This is a genomic window from Rhizobium sp. C104 (assembly GCF_022354505.1).
Lineage (GTDB): Bacteria > Pseudomonadota > Alphaproteobacteria > Rhizobiales > Rhizobiaceae > Rhizobium > Rhizobium redzepovicii.
Genome location: NZ_CP092353.1, coordinates 149,132 through 164,876, shown reverse-complemented (window position 1 = coordinate 164,876; position 15,745 = coordinate 149,132). Strand labels below are relative to the sequence as shown.

The 15,745-nt window shown below is 58.7% G+C and carries 9 protein-coding genes and 6 pseudogenes; 4 read left to right on the top strand and 11 right to left on the bottom strand.

Annotation, left to right across the window (positions count from 1 at the left end; genetic code table 11):
• Nucleotides 1-422: 422 nt before the first annotated feature.
• From MF410_RS32925 to MF410_RS32890, 11 genes and pseudogenes are all read right to left on the bottom strand, one after another.
• Entirely contained in the window at nt 423-1,766 is a 1,344-nt protein-coding gene (locus MF410_RS32925; protein WP_097622046.1) for a cytochrome P450, read from the bottom strand.
• On the bottom strand, nt 1,766-2,608 hold the full coding sequence (locus MF410_RS36875; protein WP_054186146.1) for an SDR family oxidoreductase: 843 nt from the start codon (nt 2,606-2,608) through the stop codon (nt 1,766-1,768). Before MF410_RS36875 ends, MF410_RS32925 begins: the two co-directional genes overlap by 1 nt.
• Before the next feature lie 168 nt (nt 2,609-2,776).
• Nucleotides 2,777-2,854: pseudogene (locus MF410_RS36870) on the bottom strand (ferredoxin); the annotation flags it as partial.
• A gap of 60 nt (nt 2,855-2,914) precedes the next feature.
• Nucleotides 2,915-4,195, bottom strand: a pseudogene (locus MF410_RS36865) (cytochrome P450); the annotation flags it as partial.
• A gap of 5 nt (nt 4,196-4,200) precedes the next feature.
• The gene (locus tag MF410_RS32915; protein ID WP_097622047.1) at nt 4,201-5,481 is read right to left on the bottom strand and encodes a cytochrome P450; all 1,281 of its coding nucleotides are present in this window, start codon (nt 5,479-5,481) and stop codon (nt 4,201-4,203) included.
• Between the two features lie 199 nt (nt 5,482-5,680).
• A complete protein-coding gene (locus tag MF410_RS36705; RefSeq protein WP_275593058.1) occupies nt 5,681-5,812 on the bottom strand; it encodes a hypothetical protein in 132 nt (43 codons plus the stop codon).
• 933 nt (nt 5,813-6,745) lie between these two features.
• Nucleotides 6,746-7,162 (bottom strand): annotated as a pseudogene (locus MF410_RS32910) (IS5 family transposase); the annotation flags it as partial.
• 76 nt (nt 7,163-7,238) lie between these two features.
• Complete coding sequence (speD, locus tag MF410_RS32905; protein WP_097622241.1) at nt 7,239-7,703, bottom strand: adenosylmethionine decarboxylase; 465 nt, start codon at nt 7,701-7,703, stop codon at nt 7,239-7,241.
• Nucleotides 7,684-9,018, bottom strand: coding sequence for a radical SAM protein (locus MF410_RS32900; protein WP_239621159.1), 1,335 nt, complete (start codon nt 9,016-9,018; stop codon nt 7,684-7,686). The genes speD and MF410_RS32900 overlap by 20 nt, the downstream gene beginning before the upstream one ends.
• A gap of 480 nt (nt 9,019-9,498) precedes the next feature.
• Nucleotides 9,499-9,930, bottom strand: coding sequence for an exopolysaccharide production repressor protein (locus MF410_RS32895; protein WP_239621156.1), 432 nt, complete (start codon nt 9,928-9,930; stop codon nt 9,499-9,501).
• Nucleotides 9,931-10,252: 322 nt separating this feature from the next.
• Nucleotides 10,253-10,690, bottom strand: coding sequence for a hypothetical protein (locus MF410_RS32890; protein ID WP_007636966.1), 438 nt, complete (start codon nt 10,688-10,690; stop codon nt 10,253-10,255).
• A gap of 1,287 nt (nt 10,691-11,977) precedes the next feature.
• On the opposite strand from MF410_RS32890, the gene MF410_RS32885 reads away from it, so the two are divergent.
• The 4 genes and pseudogenes from MF410_RS32885 to MF410_RS32870 all read left to right on the top strand — a co-directional run.
• A complete protein-coding gene (locus MF410_RS32885) occupies nt 11,978-12,676 on the top strand; it encodes a nitrogen fixation protein NifQ (RefSeq protein ID WP_097622243.1) in 699 nt (232 codons plus the stop codon).
• A gap of 883 nt (nt 12,677-13,559) precedes the next feature.
• Nucleotides 13,560-14,454 (top strand): annotated as a pseudogene (gene nifH, locus MF410_RS32880) (nitrogenase iron protein).
• A gap of 106 nt (nt 14,455-14,560) precedes the next feature.
• Nucleotides 14,561-14,758, top strand: a pseudogene (locus MF410_RS32875) (nitrogenase); the annotation flags it as partial.
• A gap of 88 nt (nt 14,759-14,846) precedes the next feature.
• Nucleotides 14,847-15,650: pseudogene (locus MF410_RS32870) on the top strand (radical SAM protein); the annotation flags it as partial.
• Nucleotides 15,651-15,745: the final 95 nt, after the last annotated feature.

The window sequence follows — 15,745 nt, the reverse complement described above, 5'->3', positions numbered from 1 at the left end:
GTTGCATTCTTCTCCGCCACATGCTTGCCGGGGGCTTGCCCAGCGTCGTGTCATCCGCTGGCGTGTCATCCTCGACCACCTACGATCCGAAACAGGCGCGATAGCGATCCAGCGCGCGGAACAGCGTAACGCGCGGCATCCTCCGCGACGGCGCATAGCGCGACCATGCGTACGGACGCGCGCACCGGCACTCCGCCGCACGCCTGCGCGCCCAATCCGCCGAACGGGGAAACGCCAGTTCGGTCGTCGTTTAGCATGGAACCCGTCTGCATGTTGTTCATCTCCTTGTACGTGACAGAGAATGCCGCGGCGAGCGGCGAGCCGCGGTGTTGCCGGCGTCGCACCGGGCGCGCGCGCCGAGTGCAGCAATGCCGCCCATCGCCGGCGCCGCTGCCTCCTGACACGGGGCAGACGATCCCAGCTCATGAGAATCCGATGCGGATTGTCATGGACGGATGTGCGGTCGGGTAATAGCGCCGGCCATTTTCGACGCCGCTCATCAACCGCGGCCGCACCCCGGCCTCCTGCATGGTCAATGCCAAGGCGATGCTGAACTGCACCAGCTCCAGCCATACTAGATGATAGCCCATGCAGACGTGTGGGCCGGCACCGAACTGCAGCATGTCCACCGGCCGGATCGGCTCCGTGCGTTGCAGCCATCGTCCCAGACGGAACTGATCAGGCGCTTCGTGCAGCAGCGCCGAGGTCGAGAAATGCAGCAGTGGGATGCACAAATGAGTGCCCGCAGGAATGTGCCGCTGGCCGAGTTGTAATTCCTGCATCGCGCGACGCGGTACGAGCGAGGAAGCCGGATGCATTCGTAGCGTCTCCCGAAACAGTGCCTCTGCGACCGGACATTGCGCCAGGTCCTCGTGCCCGGTCGGCACCGCGCCCACGCGTTGCGCCTCTTCGACCAGGGCGTCCCACAGCTCTGGCTGCTGCGCCAGCTCAATCACCATCCAGGCCATCGTTGAGGCGGAGGTCTCGTGGCCGGCAAGCAGCAGCAAGCGGATATTGGCGACCAGGACGTCATCGGAGAGTGCGCCGTCGCTGCGATCGAAGGCGCTCACCATGTCGTTGATCAACCCGGTGCGCGCGGCGCGCGCGCGCGCGTCCCGGATGAACTGGCGCGACTGCGCGTCGATCCAATCGCGGGCGGCGCGGCCGCGCCGCAATGGCATCCCCGGCAGGTCGATCGGGGGCGCGACCATCAATTGTAGCAGTTGCCGGTACTTGCGATGCCACTCCGACAGGTCTTGGGCGGGGATGCCCATGAGACTGAAGGTGAGTTTAAGCATCAGGTTGCGGGTGTCTGGCAGGATAGCGACTTCACCGCGGTCGCGCCACGCCCTGACCTGAGCCCGAATAATTGGTTCGAACAGCTCGCCAATGCCGGCCTCGGTCAGACCCCTGGGCAGAAACGCCGCATTTATCCCATCGCGCGCCTGCCGGTGCGCGCTACCGTCCAAAGTGACCAACGTTCCGCCAAGGATGTCGGGCGCCATCTCTTCGATCAGTGCCGAGGACACTTCCTTGTGCCGGAGCAATGCGAGCGCATCCGGATCCAGGCATGTCATCAGGTGTCCGGCCGGGCCGAAATCCAGCCAGAAGTGGCTGCCTAGCGTCCTTTCGGCGCGCCGCAGCAGGCGCGGCAGATCGCAGACGATGGCGGGAAGATGCCCGACCAGGGGGAAAGCGCCAGGCATGACCGGGATGTCGTCCCGTAGCCGGTGCCAGCGGTTCAGCGGGTTGAGCAGCATGTCCATCACCAGTGCGACGTTGCGGCTGCTTCGGCGGCGTCACCGGCCGGCAGAGCCGCGCTGTTGCCACCGTCGGCGTAGGTTGGAACATGCGACAACATGCCGCCGTCGATACACAACACCTGGCCGGTGATGAACGCAGCCTCGTCGGAGAGCAGGAATGCGACCAGCGCGGCTACGTCCTCGGGGCGGCCGACGTGCGGCAGGAGCTGGTGCCGGTGTAGATGCCGTTGCATGCACTCGTCCAGCTTGGCGAAGAGGCGTTCCGTCATGATAAGACCTGGCGCAACCGCGTTGCAGCGGATCTTCGCGTGTCCATACTGCGTGGCAAGCGAGGCCGACAGCATGTTCATTGCGGCCTTCGACGCGGCGTAGGACGTCAGTGCGGTGTCGCCGCTGAGCCCTTGGCACGATGACATGTTCACGATCGCGCCACCACCGCGGGTGATCATTTGTGGGATGGCCTGCCGGCAGCAGAGGAGCGTGCCGCGCAAATTGGTCGCCATGGTCTTGTCCCAGACCGCCACGTCCAGGTCGAGGATCGCGCGGTCGTGCGGGGTCAAATGCATGGCGCTCGCATTGTTCACAAGCACGTCTACCCCACCGAAGCGCCGCTTCGCCGTTTGGAAAAGCTCTGCCACCGCCTGCGCATCTGCGATGTCCATGGCCACGGCCAGCGCTTGGCCCGCTTCGGCTGCGATCTGTGCGGTGCAGGCGATGGCAGCGGGGCCATCAATGTCGGCCACCACCACTCTTCCGCCCTCGCGTGCGATGGCGAGGGCGCATGCCTTGCCGATCCCGGCGCCGGCGCCGGTCACCACGGCCACCTTGCCTTTAAATCGTTCCATCATGTTCTCCTGGATTGCGTAGGTCTTCGCTGCATGTCGCTCAGCGTCTGCCTGAGAGGGCGTAGGGCCGGGGTTGGTGCAGTGGTTATCGCCGGCTTCGCTTTCGATCACCCGAATGGCCGCGACCGGGCACTGGCTTTCTGCTTGCCGCACGGCGGCGTGCAGCGCCTGCGGGACCGTCGCCATGCACACTTCGGCCACGCCGTCCGGTTCGCGCTGACGAAAGGCGCCCGGCAGCGTCAACACGCACTGACCAGTGGTTCCGCACAGGTCCTGGTCGACCACGACGCGAACCTCAGCCGCCGCCTGCGCGTGCAGCCGCACCGGCAGCGCGCGGAACGTCCTAAGGAACGCTGAGGGCTCCCGGGTCGGCTGCTCGGCCAAGGCCAACGTGGGGAAGCGCGCCTGGATCTGCGGCAGGCTCTCGGCCAGCTGCACCCTGGCGAGTTGCGCACCTAGGCAGAAGTGGATGCCATGGCCGAAGCTCAGCATAATCTTTCCGTCGTTCGACATGCCAGGCCTGGTGCCGTAGAACCGCACCGGATCGAATTGGTCGGGATCAGCGAAAGCGTCCGGGTCGCGATTGCCGGCCGCGATCAGCACGCGCACGTCCGCGTCCTTCGGGATCACCACGCCACGCAATTCGATGTCGCGCTGGGCGATACGCGGAATGGAGCTGAACATGGCGGGCGCCTCGCAGCGCAGTACTTCTTCCACGAATGCCTCCACCCCTGCGGCGTCTCCCTGCAGCCAGTGCCGCTCCTCGGGGTAGGCCAGCATCGCCAGCACCGCATGGTCGATAGTCGCAGCAGTGGTGGCGAAGCCGCCCAGCAACATGCCCCACAGCATGCTGATCAACTCCGCGTCCGAAAGCGTGTCGGCATCGTCGCTGTGTGCGCCGACCAGTGTCGACACGATGTCGCGGCAGGGATCGGCGCGCTTGCGCAATATGAGGTCGCCGAAATAGGCCTTCACCCTGGCGCTGGCCACGTCCGCCGCGGCGAGCTGTGGATCGCTGGCGTGCGGGCTCAGGCCTTCTAGAATGGCGCTGACGATCGCTGAGAGCTCGAAAATGTCGTCTTGGGGCATGCCGAACAATTCAGCGAAGACAAGCATGGGCAAGGCCAGTGCGAATTCCCGATGCAGGTCCACCGCCTCTCCTCGCTCCAGTGCGGGCGCCATGCCATCCAGGCGGGCTGCGACGATGCGCGCGATGCTCGGCCGCAGGTTGTCGATATGGCCCACGGTGAAATCGCGCGAAATCAGCCGGCGCAGACGCGTATGCGTCGGTGGTTCCTTCATGGCTAGCGTGGACGCCAGCAGATTGAGCGACAGGCTGCTCGCCGCACGCGGGAAATAGCGCGCCAGTTCGGATGGCGCCGGTCCCCGAAACGCATCGCCCGTGGCCTTGAACGCCCAGTAGATGTCGGCGTGGCGGCTCAACAGAAAGATGCCCGACGCCGCGCGGTGCACCGGATCGTGCTCTTGCAACCACCGCATGAACGGGTACGGGTCTTGGATGCATGCTGGCGACGCCAGCTCGGCGAAGGCGTCGTGGCATGCTGCCTTGGTTCCTTGCACGTCCATCTTGGTTACCTGTCGGGTGGCTGATCTGACCGGCGCGCGCCAGGCGCCGTCAAATGAGAAAATTGCGATACCGGGCGGCGTCCGCACCAGATCACCGGCATCTCCTCGAACCCGCCGGTGATGATCTCCTTGCGCAACTTCAGTTCTTCGGGCGCCACGGCCAGGCGCAACGCGGGAAAGCGCTGGAAGATCGAACCGAATACGGCCTTCAGTTCCAGCCTGGCCAGCGCCGCCCCGATGCAATTGTGCTGCCCGTAGGAGAACGCCAGGTGGGGATTTGCGTCGCGTCCGATGTCGAAGACTTCCGGGTCTTTGAAATGGCGCGGATCAAACGAGGTCGCCGGCAGGCCGACCAGTACTTTGCTCTCCGCGGGTATATGCACGCCTGCGATGGTCACGTCGGTCCGGGGATAGCGCATGATGCCGTCCCAGCCCGCACCAGGCGAATACATGCGCAGTATCTCCTCCACCGCCTTGTCCACCAGGGACGGATCGCGGACCAGGCGTTCGCGCTGTTGCGGATGGCGAAACATGGCCAGCAGGCCGAATTCGATCTGCGCAACGGTGCTCTCGTGCCCCGCCACCAGCACGCCCGCCGCGAGGCCGATCGCCTCTTCCTCGGTCGCTTTGCCCTGGTCGACCGCGGCGAGCAGATCCGTCAGCAGGTTATCGCCCGGCTCCTGTCGCTTGCCCCGTATTTTGCCGTGAATGTAGGCGCGGAGCTCTTCCCAGGCCAGGCCCGACGCGCTGCGCGGGCCGCTTTCATGCTGGTGCGTCATCACCTCGTCGGAGAGTCCTGCGAAAAAGGCGTGTTCCTCGAAGGGCACGCCCATCAGCGCGCTGATTACCTTGGCCGGAAGCGGAAAGGAGACATGGCGTCGCAAGTCTGCGGGCTGGGGCTGAACCGCCAGCGTATCGAACAACTGCACAGTGATCGCCTCGACCTGCTGCGTAAGCAGCTTCACCCTGCTGTTGCTGAAGGCCGGCGCCACGATCGTGCGTAACCGAGCATGCTCGTCCCCTTCGTGCGAGACCAGCCATCCCGGCGAACCGAGAATGACCGAATCCGGGGTGAAATCCGTCGGAGGCATTCCCGCGGGCCGGAATGCCGCGTCAGACAGCACCGCCTTGGCCTCGTCATAGCCTGTCACCCACCAGCATTCGTGCCCGGACGGAAGGCGCACGCGGTGGATCGGACCTTTGGCACGTAGCGCCAACATCTCGGGCGAGGGCTCGATGTGATCGACCCGCCACATCGGCAGCGCCGGCAAGGATTGTTCGGACATGGTGACGCTTTACTCTCTGAGCCTGGAAGGGGCGGAAGATGATGGGCAGACTGCGGGCAGCAAATGAGCTAAGACAGCGCGTAGACGACGTCCTCTGCGGCGATTACCAGCGCCAGATCCTCCGACCGCACGAACGGCGGGGGAAGGCACTTCCCAATTCCGGGCGCGCCAGCGCAGCGCCCAGGCACAGATACAGCCCTTAGCCGAGCGGCAGGTGCGGGTTGTGCAGCCGGTTGAAATCGAACATGTCGGTATCGCCATAGGTCGCCCGACCGTAGGAATTGGCGCAGCAGGTTCGACCGCACCCACCTACCGACCCGTCCGCAAACATAACTTCCAGACCAGTCCCACACCCCCGGCTTCCCTCCTGGCTCAAGGTCTGCCGCTTTGGCTGTACCGCCCGCGACGTGGGCGATCGTTGTGGCTCGCAAATGAAGAACTCTAGATCGCATCCAACACTCCTGAGATTTTCCCGGTCACAACGGAGCCACTATCATTGCCACAGCAAACCATCGGGACCTCACGAGACGCGAACAGCGACGCACCGCCCGAAGACCATCGCGCTGCGATTGGCGACATACCGTGACCAGAGCAAATCGCGTGCCGGGGTGAATTCGTGGGCTCAGCAGGCATTTCGTAGCAGCGCGTAGTGTCAAGCTCCCGCCATTCAGTCTCAATGCCGACAACCGCTGAGTACATGTCTGACAAAAGCCTGCTCTAACGCCGGTCTGCGTCCGATAGTCGGCGACCTGCATTGGGATGTCCCCGCGGCGGGCTTTCGTGCAACAATCCGCGCCATCTTCGACGTCGAAGTTGCCCCGCCAGTTTTCGTCCGATGGGCGGGAACGTCGTCGACTGCGCCGAGGCCGCCGCGTTAAAAGCGCCGGCCCTGGGCAAATCTCACTGGACCCGCCTCGACTCACCGTCCGGAACACTGCAATAAAGTTTGCGGAGCTTATTTCCGCCAAATGCAAGTTGCGAACTTGCAGTCATCTCGTTTTGACGTTGTTCTCAATGTTTCCACCCCCGCGCTTACCGAGACGGTCGAGCTTCTCGATCGGCGTAGGTCCAAAAGGCAAACGGGAAACGCTCAAATTTTCGAGGCATGTTCTCTTCCGGAAACATGTCATCTAATCAGAAGCGGCGGTCGGCAACAGTCGCCTTAGTCGGAGGTGCTTTCTAAACCAGACGATGCCCCCAGAAGCCTCCTGCTTGACGATTTCGATCGTCCAGTCACCATGGCCGCACATTGCTCGCCTCAACTAATCTTCTTGCCTGCATCATAGCCGGATATTCCGCCGCTTTCCGTGGTCTTGACGCTTTGGCTGTCGATAATCCCTGCCGTCGGTTGCGCCTCCCGTCCCTCGATTTCCCGCGCCGCCATCACCAGAAGCTGGTTGATGCTCTGCCACAGTCCGATCGCGCGCCAAGCATAAAAATAACCGCGCACTGTCGAAACCGGCGGAAAATCGCCCGGCAGCATGCGCCATTGGCAGCCGCTCGAGGGGATATAGAGGATCGCCTCCACGACCGGGCGCATATTCGTCGTCCGACGCCGCCCGCCACGACGCGCTGGCGGGATCAGCGGTTTGATCAACGTCCATTCCCGGTCCTTCAAATCACTTGGAAAACGAAGCACGTCTCGGTTATGCCCACGGCGAGCGATAGCAGTCCAGCTCATCGAAACCCCATTTGATTTAGCACCAATAGGGAATCACAACTGCCTGTTATCGCACAACTTCTTTTAAATCGGGCTCTTAGACATGTTCCACCTCGATTTCGGAGAATACTTTCGGTTGAAGCGCTTCCACAATATTTGGATGCGTTATTCTTGTTCCAAGAAGACGCTTGTGCTCGCTAATATCGATCCGGGATGGGCGAAATACGTCGCGCAACGCGGCGATACTCGCGTACGGGTCTAGCGAACCACAAAAAAATACGTCTATCGCGACCATGCGTTCTTCGTGCCAGGTATTTACGCAAATGTGCGATTCAGCGAGAATTGCGAAGCCCGTGACGCCCCCATCTTCGCTATATTTTCTATAACTCGATTCCAGCATCGTGGCGCGGCAGTCATGAACGGCTTGCGCTACCGCCGCCTCAATCGCTTCAGTATCTCCCGTATTTTCTGCATCCCACATATCGATAAAGAGATGGGTTCCGGCGCATACTCGGTCTGAGCTAGGGTAATTTATTCCGCCTTTAGGCGCTCCGTTCAGCATATATATGCTCCGCTTCTTGGTTTTGCATTGGGTGTGCAGGCGGCATAGCCATGATCTCCGTGGTGGCTTGGAGAATATCCTTTACGGAGGCTTCGTCTGGGTTTGTACCGCCGGCAATTGGATAGATCTCAGAGGCTTCGCCAAAATTCCTTAACAACGACAGCATGGGACCGGGCGACACCGCCCAATCCAAATAGGTATATTCATTCCCCTGAACCGTGTTTCTCAAAGGGTGTTGGACGGCCCAGTTCATGCTGATTGTGATCAGAGAGCCCGTTTTCCGCCAGCTTTCTAAGGCCGAAAACAATTGCTGCCTTTCAGCAGCTCCCTCGCCCATGCCAAATAGGAGGGATACCCCAACCTTGATTCCGGCTTCGGACAAGATCTCAACTGCTTTGTCCGCGCGTTCCATCCACGAACCCTTCTTGGTGGCGATGTTCTTGTGAAGACCTCCAACAAGTTCTGGGCGCGGTGTCTCGACCCCGATGAAAAGATACTCCAGGCCCATGCGGCCTAGTCTTCGTGCAAGGGCTGGGTTATTAACGATTTGGTCAATGGTCGCTTGTCCGCCAAGCCGCACAGGATTTTCGAGTGGGTCGAATACCTTTTCAAACTGGGCTACGAGGGCCGAATTCCATCCAAGAAGAGTTGAGTCTTCAATGAACGCCGAGACAGGAAAGTTTTCGCCGTAATCTGCCTTGACTACGCGGTGGGCTGCTGCGAGCTGGCCGCATAACCGGTGGGGGCTTGTCTTGAACTGTCGAGGAGGCCCGACAACGCTGACCCTCTCACTGCAGAAGATACAATCATAGATACATCCACGCCCGATGTCGCTGAAGACGTGCGCGGTAGGCGCGCCACCAAACACGTCAAAGCTAGTTGTAATTCCGAACATTTCGGCTGGGGATGGCATCCCATTATAATCGAGCGGCATGCCCGAAGAGCACACAGTGTGGACCTGATCGTCCATGATTGTGCCGGCGATCCAGTGCCCCGGGGTGGTCGTCAGGTGGCCCAATGAGAATTTCGCCTCCCTTGGCGAAAAACCTCTTGCTTCCAAGGAAGCTACGACGCACCCAATTTCCGCGATAAAGTGTTCACCATCTCCGGAGAGCACGATGTCGAAACAGTTGGAAACTTTTCCGTCAGCAATTAGCCGCAGAGGGGACGCTAGATGATGTCTTACACGATTTTCGTCATCCCGATATATTGTTTCGGTGGCGTGGCGACCGCCAAGAACGATACAAACGTCATCGCCTAGAAACTCTCTGATGTATTTCGCTGTCTCAATCGCACCACGGAAGCATATCGACATCGCTCCTATGAGAACTAAATTGGGCCGGACCCGGACTAATAGCGGCGTTAGCCTTCGCTGCACATCGTCCATGTCAGATAGCAGAAGCGTTGATTGTCGCCTGTCACTCCTGGTGCCGCGCCAATTGCTTTCGCCCCATGCACCTTCCGCCTTGGATGCCAGTGACGCAGCATATCTGCAGGCATTGTAGAGGCTTGCCGGATCGGCGCTTGATAATGCCATTTCGCCCGCCTCGCCGTGAGAAAACTGGGGGGCAGAACACGCGATTACACGTAAGCCCACGGGCTTCCTCCACTATCTATAATATTTTTTGAAATGATTCGGGCGGTTAAGCGATCCTTTCTTCGGTATTAGACTTGGTCGTATCCGATGGCATAAGTATTGATACAGCAAATATGCTAGTATAACCGCGACGTACGCAGAATACACCAAGTGGTAATGCTCGGTATATTTGATAATCTGTCCTCCGCCGAAATTGCCTTAAGGGGTGCGCCGTTTACGCCTTGGGTCAAGCTGGGGGACGTTGGACTGCTCAGTTTCATCGCGATCACGTTTTTGTGGCTGGTCTGCCTGCCAAGTTCCTGAATGTATCGACCTGTCGCTCTCGCGCGTGGGCCGGAAGGACATAAATAGCAGGCTCAAGAAATAGATGACCTGAAGCAAAAACGAAGCCGCTAAGGTTACGGCGAACGCTTTGAAGATGGAAAGCGAGGCAGCGTAAGCCGAAACAGCACTGGTGCACGTGACCAGCAGCAGGATGCAAAAAAAGGTTCTAAAGGGCAAGGTCTTGCTCCCCGTTCGTTCGTCCAATGTTTCAACTGCGTCAACGCCGACGATTTCGCCCGATTCGTCCACCCTATGAACGTGCATGACTTCGCCGTGAGCAGGCGTTGAAACAGCGTCTGCAATCAATGCGGGCTGCGCCGTCGACAGCGATCAAATACTTCGGCATTCAGCTGGTGCCATAGGTTGCCAAAAGCCGGGTAAGCGCGAATACGCCAAAGTGGCGACTTCTTCCTTCGCGGCTTCCAACTCGGCAAATGCAATGAATGTCTTCCGCCCTTCAGTGTTGACCTTGTCCAGTGGAACGGGAGGCCTTCGGCAACGTAGTAAACGCCGCAATTTTGAGGCGTCAGCTTTCCGTTTCTCGTGCCCATGGCGCCACGCTCGCGGACTCTGAGCGAACCGGCGCGATAGAGTTCATTCTCGCGGATCCTATCATTCGTCATTGCGCTCATAGGAGCACCGGGGAGCGGCGATCAATACGCACTTGCAAGCTTTCCAGTGCGCCCGCAACGATGAGGCCCTTGTTCACTACTCGGTCCATCGGAACAAACACAGGATCAAGCACCGGCCGGCAACATTCAAAACGTCGCGCGGCTTCCGTCATCATTATTGACGGCGAACGATAAGGTTTACTACCATCGCCTCCCAAAAGCGCTATTTTCCCGGCAAGAGGGATCGGGTACCCGTCAAAGATCGTAAAGGCGGTTAACCCAGCTCGCAAAGCTTCTTCCCCAACAAATAGCGAGTGCATGTCGTCGAAGCGGATCATCTGAATAAGATCACTGCCAATTAAACCGGAGATCGATGCAATGCTGTTGCGATCAGGGAGCTCAGCGGCGCGAAAGATCGCACTTTCCGACTCCAACAGATACACAAAATTTTCCATATCCTTGCCTTCTAATTTCTTGAAAAGAGCCCGTGCCCAGCTGCTTTTGGCTGGAGCGAAAGCGACTTGTCCATCAACTCGGGATAGCGACAACGCGCGGCAATATGCAGATTTCAGTGTGCTGTGTAAATGGTCCTGCGCCAATTCGGTTCGGCTTAAACCAAGCTTGGCTCCGGACGCGGCGCTCCGATAGCGATCATCATGTTGTATTTGATGTGATATTATGATTGGCATGTTTTTATTCCGGCACGCCCCTATACAGAATTCGCGCCAACAATGTACGCGACGATGTTAAACCATACCGGCGGCCGCGCAGTCGACCAGGGCGGGTTCAGCAATCGAACGTGGCGGCCATCGGCGTCGCCGCTCGTATGGCTCGACATTTGTCCCACTTTTGCGGAACGGAATCCCGACCTTGGGCAGATTATGCAAACGAGTGCGTGTTCCAGATTTGACGAGATCTTTACGTTGTACGAATACCCGGCAGAATTAGAAACCATCTCCCACCGCTGCAGACGCGAGCGCCTGAACTCGAAGCTGACGAGTGGAGCTTCTATCAATGCACTCCTTACGACGTTGAAAGCAGAAAGAAAATCTGCAATCGGCGAGTTCCATCCGAGCATCACGACATTTGGCTAGCGCAACCGGGGCAACAGCCGCGCTCACTGTTGGCTTACTCAAGTGCGCTGAGTGCCGCGGTCGCGAATTCGCCCTCGGTCCCCAGGCGTTTTTGGTGCCGCGTTTTGAGCGTTATTCAAAACGCAAATGATGACATCCAATCAATCTATTTTTCCTGATTGGCGACCTTGGTGCATGACGGAGGTGTCTAACCAAGGAAGCCGATCGCGACCGCAGCGGAGAGCGTACAAAAATGCAATAGATAGGAAGCGGCAGATTTTATTGCGTATCCCGGAGAGATACTGGCGCCGCCTTGTTGCTCGCTATGGCGGCGGCCTTCGGAGCGCGGCGAACAGGCCCGGTCTCCAACTACTCTGAGGACTATAGAAGAGACATATGGATAACTCTATCGGCTAACGCGTCTTTGCGCAGGCGTTGATCTTTGATCTTCGCTCGGATTGCTGCATTCAGACTGCTCGATCGGCGCCGCAGATTGAAAGCCTGCGTTTGTCCGTTTGGCGACCACTGGAGGCGGGATCGCCTCCCCGCTGCACGGGCGATCGAGGCTTCAAGTGTCACTTGCTCAAGCTGGCACAATCTTTGAATGTTCGCCTTGCGAGGGCCAAAGCAGCCAACTGAATTCGATTATTGGAGAAAGTGACGAAGCGCATGCCAAATGTGCATCACATCGGGGTCTCGACGATAGCGGACGCAGCACGTCAAACCAGCATAGCCGTCGACCACTGCGACGATTGCCAAACACTCTATGTCAGCCGACCATGCCAGATGGGTCTTAGGTTATATTTTGATGACTATGTGCTCTTCCGCGTTTTTTCGCGCGCACTTGAAGAAATTGAGATGGGGATTGCCACCGCGACCGAGGCAACCGGCCTTTCACTTAGGGAGCTGCGGGATATTCCAACCCGCAGTTTCCCGGCAAGGCTCATCCGCGCCTTTGCCCTGCAAGAGGCGAGTGATTGCGTGCGTGATGCGGAGGAGCAACTGTTGCGCGATATGCTTCTAGCGTATGTCCGGCCAGGCGACCCTGAGGGCGTGCGTTTCGCTAAGATCATTGCGCGACGTTCCATGCGTGAAGACCACCTCTGGCGGGATCTCGGCTTGCTTGACAAGACCGAACTTGGCAGATTGCTGTTCGCGCATTTTCCGGCGCTGGCGGCAGGCAACACCAACAACATGAGGTGGAAGAAGTATTTTTACCGCAAGATTTGCGAAGCTGAAGGCTTTTCCCTTTGTAGCGCTCCCAGCTGCAAGGAATGCGGCGATTTTAATGAATGCTTTCTGCCTGAGGAAAGCGGAAGTCTTTCTGGAGCGGCAGAGTTCGTCGGGCGCCAGATCTTGAAAACGTGAAGGCCCCAGATGCAACCTAGCGGGCTTGTCCGGCGACGTTGGACCGAGAACGGGGATCCTTGCTCCCGATATTTGCGACTGTGCGGCACGCGCAAATGCCACTTCCTTAAAGATGAGCGGTGATGTCGTCGTCGGATGGTGATCATCGGGCGATTTTGATAGCACCTACTAAAATTGCCATAAGCTCTTCGCCGTATTCGACTACGCGATCCACAATTTGTCGGAGCTGAGCGTGCGCCTGGAAAAAAGCATCTGCGACTAGCGCTTTTACTTGATACCTTGCTCCGATCTTTGCTGTAGCCTTCGAGCATTTCCTCAGAATTGACCCGCTGACGATCGAAACCGGCTCTGTTGTCAATCTCAGCCTATGGCGAAACAATCCGGCCGCAAGACTGCAGCTGCCAAGCTGGCGGCATTCCTCCTATGTGTTCATGGAGACAGCATAACAGCGAGTTTGTTGTAAGCGACAATCTCTACTGTGCCTTCATCTGCGTTCTGCTGATCATCCGGCCTTAATCCGACGCGTGGTGCGAAGCCGATCGGCCATCAAGACGGTATCGATCTGTTTGGCTCTACGACTTGCCACACTACTTCTGTCCCTTCGCTTGGGATGTAGGGATACGGACGACATTTGTTGATCTTTGAGGCTAGCGATTTCGAACCGACAAAACCTCACAGCCGCTTCGTCCAGTTTGGCGGCTTCGGGACAAGAGTTTGTCGAACCCGCCTTCGAAAGTTTGGAATTAAATAGCTGAAGATCAGCAAACCAACTGTTTTATATGCTGCTGCCCACATGGCACGGGTTTTGAAGACTGCCCTGGGAGGCGGCGCGAGCTGCCGGCCTTTTACTCAGCGATGGATGGAACGAAAGAAGGAAGGCGATATGTCAGATTTGCGTCAAATCGCATTTTACGGCAAAGGGGGGATCGGCAAGTCCACCACCTCCCAAAATACGCTCGCAGCGCTTGTCGACCTCGGGCAGAAGATCCTGATCGTCGGATGCGACCCGAAAGCCGACTCCACCCGGCTGATCCTGAACGCCAAAGCACAGGACACGGTTCTGCATCTGGCAGCCCAGGAAGGTTCGGTGGAAGACCTTGAGCTCGAGGACGTGCTCAAGGCCGGCTACAAAGGCATCAAGTGCGTGGAGTCCGGCGGTCCGGAACCGGGCGTCGGCTGCGCCGGGCGCGGCGTCATCACCTCGATCAATTTCCTCGAGGAGAACGGCGCTTATGACGATGTCGACTACGTCTCCTATGACGTGCTTGGCGATGTGGTGTGCGGTGGCTTCGCGATGCCGATCCGTGAGAACAAGGCCCAGGAGATCTACATCGTGATGTCCGGCGAGATGATGGCGCTCTATGCCGCCAACAACATCGCCAAGGGCATCCTGAAATATGCCCATTCCGGCGGCGTGCGGCTCGGCGGCCTGATCTGTAACGAGCGCCAGACGGACCGCGAGCTCGACCTCTCCGAGGCGCTGGCTGCCAGGCTCAATTCCAAGCTCATCCACTTTGTGCCGCGTGACAACATCGTCCAGCACGCCGAGCTCAGGAAGATGACGGTGATCCAGTACGCGCCGGACTCCAAGCAGGCCGGGGAATATCGGGCGCTAGCCGAGAAGATCCATGCCAATTCGGGCCAAGGGACCATTCCGACCCCGATTACCATGGAAGAGCTTCGAAGACATGCTGCTCGACTTCGGCATCATGAAGAGCGACGAGCAGATGCTGGCCGAACTACAGGCCAAGGAGTTAGCGGTGGCTGCGGCTCAATAACTGCCGCTGTCGACAGGACGCGCTGGCCCTTGAGCCAGCGCGTCCTTCCACGAAAGACGCTTCGTCGACGACGACCTAACCCGAACCTTGAAAGGGGCAGGGGCCCATGAGCCTTGATTACGAGAATGACAGCGTTTTGCATGAAAAGCTCATTGCGGAAGTGTTAGCGCAATATCCAGACAAGGCGGCAAAGCGCCGCAAGAAGCACCTCAGCGTCGCAACGAGCGGCGACGAGCCTGGCGATGAGCCGAAGGCGCTTTCCGAATGCGACGTCAAATCGAACATCAAGTCCATTCCGGGCGTGGCACGTGCCCAATAGGACCCAGCTTTCGAGGGAAAAAAACGTGTCAAATATTGAATGTGAACGTGACACGGACTGCAGGCGAAAGTCTGTGCGCGCACCGTCGTCGATTTTCGTTCCGAACACAAATAGCGGGGCGCAGTTGCCTTGGTATACTATCTACCCAACAATACAGGAGTTTTCTCCAGAAATCGGCGCCCACACTTATGAGCAATGGCTGAGAAGCCAGGGAACTGATGACGCTGTCTCGCTCTATCTCCACATTCCATTCTGCCGCTCGATGTGCTGGTATTGTGGTTTTCCGACTAGCATCACTCGTCGGGATACTTTGATAACCGATTATCTAGCAATGCTGCGCGAGGAAATCCGCCTGGTCGCCGAGCAAGTGCCGCAGGCACTCTCCGTGGGTGACGTGCACTTTGGCGGCGGATCCCCGACCATTATGCCATCGGCAGACTTCCTGTCGCTAATGGAACTCCTGCGCGGCCGTTTTGCGCTTGAGCGAGGCGCAACCATTGCCATTGAGGTCGACCCGCGCACGTTCACCACCGATATGGCCGAAGCCCTAGAAAGAGCCGGTGTGAATCGCGCAAGCGTCGGTGTGCAGAGCTTCGATCCCGTCGTACAAAAAGCGATCAACCGGATTCAGAGCGAGGCGCAAGTGATGACCGCCGTCGAAAACCTCCGCCTGTATGGGGTCAGGCGTATCAATTTCGATCTGATGTTCGGTTTGCCGAACCAAACCGTCCAGTCCTGTCTAGAGAGCGCAATGTTAGCTATTGCGATGCGTCCCGACCGTCTCGCGGTTTTCGGTTATTCCCACGTTCCATCTTTTCGAAAAAATCAGCGCTTGATTGACACCGCAGCACTGCCCGATATAGCCGCGCGAGCTGAGCATGTGATTAGGCATGGAATAAGGACCCCGCATTTGGGGTGATCGGCGTCCAAACGGGACCCCCATCTGCGATGGGGTTACAACAGCCTCCGGTT

Coding starts and splice junctions, on each gene's coding strand:
- MF410_RS36875 (WP_054186146.1), bottom strand. CDS start 2,608: ATGGAACGATTTAAAGGCAAGGTGGCCGTGGTGACCGGCGCCGGCGCC.
- MF410_RS32890 (WP_007636966.1), bottom strand. CDS start 10,690: ATGGAAAATTTTGTGTATCTGTTGGAGTCGGAAAGTGCGATCTTTCGC.
- MF410_RS32900 (WP_239621159.1), bottom strand. CDS start 9,018: ATGTCGATATGCTTCCGTGGTGCGATTGAGACAGCGAAATACATCAGA.
- speD (WP_097622241.1), bottom strand. CDS start 7,703: ATGCTGAACGGAGCGCCTAAAGGCGGAATAAATTACCCTAGCTCAGAC.
- MF410_RS32915 (WP_097622047.1), bottom strand. CDS start 5,481: ATGTCCGAACAATCCTTGCCGGCGCTGCCGATGTGGCGGGTCGATCAC.
- MF410_RS32885 (WP_097622243.1), top strand. CDS start 11,978: ATGCCAAATGTGCATCACATCGGGGTCTCGACGATAGCGGACGCAGCA.
- MF410_RS36705 (WP_275593058.1), bottom strand. CDS start 5,812: ATGTTTGCGGACGGGTCGGTAGGTGGGTGCGGTCGAACCTGCTGCGCC.
- MF410_RS32925 (WP_097622046.1), bottom strand. CDS start 1,766: ATGGACATGCTGCTCAACCCGCTGAACCGCTGGCACCGGCTACGGGAC.